The 3064-nt window shown below is 66.9% G+C and carries 3 protein-coding genes; all 3 read right to left on the bottom strand.

Annotated elements, in window-relative coordinates; genetic code table 11:
- On the bottom strand, nt 1-1095 hold a 1095-nt coding region (locus tag Q0K06_RS13810), incomplete at its 3' end, for a competence/damage-inducible protein A (RefSeq protein ID WP_294553731.1).
- A gap of 256 nt (nt 1096-1351) precedes the next feature.
- Nucleotides 1352-2524, bottom strand: a complete 1173-nt coding sequence (gene thiI / locus Q0K06_RS13805) for a tRNA uracil 4-sulfurtransferase ThiI (RefSeq protein ID WP_294553728.1) — start codon at nt 2522-2524, stop codon at nt 1352-1354.
- A gap of 30 nt (nt 2525-2554) precedes the next feature.
- Nucleotides 2555-3064 (bottom strand): ATP-binding protein (locus tag Q0K06_RS13800; RefSeq protein ID WP_294553725.1); only part of this gene is annotated, 510 nt, incomplete at its 5' end.

Raw genomic sequence — 3064 nt, 5'->3', positions numbered from 1 at the left:
CCGGTCGTCCGGGTCGGGGCCCGCCACGCCGGTGAGGGACACGGCCAGGTCGCAGCCCAGCACCTTCCGGGCGCCCTGGGCCATAGCCCGGGCCACCTGGGCGCTGACAGCGCCGAACTCATCCAGCATCTCCTGGGGGACGCCCAGCACCCCGGCCTTCACTTCATTGGTGTAGCTCACCACGCCGCCCTTGAACACGGCGGAGGCGCCGGGCAGGTCGGTGATCCGCTTGGCCACCAGGCCGCCGGTGCAGGACTCGGCGGCGCCCAGGGTGAGACCCTTCTCCTTCAGCAGGCCCAGCACCACCTCCTCCATGGAGGCCACGTCGGCGCCGTAGACCAGAGGGCCGAAGATGCCCCGTACTTCCTCCTCCACCGGGACGATGAGGGCACGGGCTTCCTCCACGGTGGCGGCCTTGGCGGTGATGCGCAGCTCCACCTCGCCGGTCTTGGCGTAGGGGGCCAGGGTGGGGTTGGTGAGGGCGTTCATCCGGTCCCGCAGCCTGGCCTCCACCGCCGACTCGCCCATGCCGAAGAGCTTCAGGGTCCGGGAGGCGATGACCCCGTCGGCAAGGGCCCGGAGATAGGGCACTGCCCGGTGCTCAAACATGGGGGTGCACTCGTTGGGGGGGCCGGGGAGCATGATGACCCGGACGCCGCCGGCCTCAAAGGCACATCCGGGAGCGGTGCCCCAGTCGTTGGAGAAGATGGTGCAGCCCTCGGGCAGGTAAGCCTGCTGGAGGTTGTTCTCCGTCATGGCTCCGCCGGGGTGGAGCCGCTGGAAGTAGTCCCGGATGCGCTGGGCGGACGCCTCGTCGTACACCAGCTTCCTGCCGAAGCACTCGGCCAGCACGTTCTTGGTCAGATCGTCGCAGGTGGGGCCCAGGCCGCCGGTGGTGATGATGATGTCCGCCCGGCCCTTGGCCACCTCCACCGCCGCCTTCAGCCGCTGGGGGTTGTCCCCCACCACGGTGTGGTAGTACACGTTGATGCCCAGGGCGCTGAGACCCTTGGAGAGCATCTGGGCGTCGGTGTTGGCGATATTGCCCAGGAGCAGTTCGGTGCCCACTGCGATAAGTTCTGCGGTATGCGTCATAACAAAAGACCTCCAAATCGCCAACACCGACAGCGGCGCAGGTGCGCCGGAGCCGTGGGCGGATTCATTCCGCCCGGCGATAAAATAAAATGGAACGGGGTCCCCGCGCAATTCTCAATTGTGCGGGGGATTGGCGATGCTGCCCAGGAGCAGCTCGGTACCCACTGCAATCAGTTCTGCGGTATGCGTCATACAAAAGACCTCCGAAACGCCGGAAAAACCCCGGCGAAGATATATAATAAAACAGGAGGGCGGCTCAGGGGTTGACCTGAATCCGCTCGATATTCTTGACCGCCTCATCCACCAGGGACTCGATGTCCAGCTTGGCCTCGGCGGCCTCGATCTCACCGGGCAGGGGGCGCAGCCGGGGGTGCCGGGGAGTGAACACGGTGCAGCAGTCCTCGTAGGGCAGGATGGAGGTCTCAAAGGTGCCGATCTTCCGGGCAATGCGGACAATCTCCTCCTTGTCCATGCCCACAACGGGCCGGAGGATGGGCAGGTCGCACACCGCGCCGGTCAGGCGCATGGCGGACATGGTCTGGCTGGCCACCTGTCCCAGGCTCTCGCCGGTGACCAGGGCGCCCGCGCCCACCCGGTAGGCCACCCGGCAGGCAATGCGCATCATGAAGCGGCGCATGAGAATGGTGAACAGCTCCTCGGGACAGGAGCGGCGCAGCTCCTCCTGGATTTTGGTGAAGGGCACCACGTGGACTGTCAGGCGGCCGCACCAGGGGGTGAGCAGCCGGGCCAGCTCGATGACCTTGTCCTTGGCCTCGGGAGAGGTGTAGGGGTAGGAGAAGAAGTGAACCATGTCCAGGGCCAGACCCCGCTTGGCCATCATCCAGGAGGCAACGGGAGAGTCGATGCCGCCGGAGAGCAGGCTCACCGCCCGGCCGCCGATGCCCACCGGCAGGCCGCCTGCGCCGGGCTCCGGGTCGGCGTGGACAAAGGCGGCGTAGTCCCGCACCTCCAGGTGGACGGTTAGCTCCGGGTGGTGCACGTCCACCGCCAGGTTGGGAAAGGCGTCGTGGAGCTCGCCGCCCACGTACTGGGAGAGCTCAATGGAGGTCATGGGGAAGGTCTTGTCGGCCCGCTTGGCCTCCACCTTGAAGGTGCGGGCGGCAGACAGCTTGTCGCGGAGATAGGTCTTGGCGGTCTCCAGCATGGCGTCCTTGTCCTTGGCGCAGGCCCGGGCCCGGCTCAGACCCACCACGCCGAACAGGCGCTTCATGGCCTCCCAGGCGGCGTCCATGTCGCAGCTGTCGTCCTTGGGCTCCACGTACATGGTGGACTGCTTGGAGTACACCTTGAAGCTGCCGCAGTGCTTCAGGCGGCGCTGGGCGTTGGCGATGAGCTTGTCTTCAAAGCTGCGGCGGTTCAGGCCCTTGAGCACCAGCTCGCCCAGCTTCATCAGGATAATCTCGTCCATGTCGTTTCGTTCTCCTTAATATTCACATAGCTATTTTACAAGATAAGCCCCGGGCCGGTACTGGAGCGCCTCGGCCAGGTGGGGCGCCTGGATTGCCTCGCTGCCGTCCAGGTCGGCGATGGTGCGCCCTACCCGGAGGATGCGGTCATAGCCCCGGGCGGTGAGGCCCATGCGCTGGAAGGCCCCCTTCATCAGCGCCTCACAGGCGCTGTCCAGCTTACAGAATTCCCGCAGCTCCCGCTGGCCCATGCGGGCGTTGCAGGAGGGGCCGTCGGGGCCGAAGCGGGCGGACTGGATGCGCCGGGCGGCGTTGACCCGCACCCGGATGTCCGCCGAGGACTCGGCGGGGGCGGCATGGGACAGCTCGTGGAACTCCAGGGGCGGCACCTCCACGTGGAGGTCGATCCGGTCCATCAGAGGCCCGGACACCCGGCCCTGGTACTTCTCCACCGCCGCTTCGGTGCAGCGGCACCGGCCCGACGGGTGGCCGTACCAGCCGCACTTGCAGGGGTTCATGGCGCACACCAGCATGAACCGGGC

This window comes from uncultured Pseudoflavonifractor sp. (assembly GCF_944387805.1).
Taxonomy (GTDB): Bacteria; Bacillota; Clostridia; order Oscillospirales; family Oscillospiraceae; genus Pseudoflavonifractor.
This window is presented reverse-complemented; position numbering and strand designations above follow the sequence as displayed.

Coding starts and splice junctions, on each gene's coding strand:
- thiI (WP_294553728.1), bottom strand. CDS start 2,524: ATGGACGAGATTATCCTGATGAAGCTGGGCGAGCTGGTGCTCAAGGGC.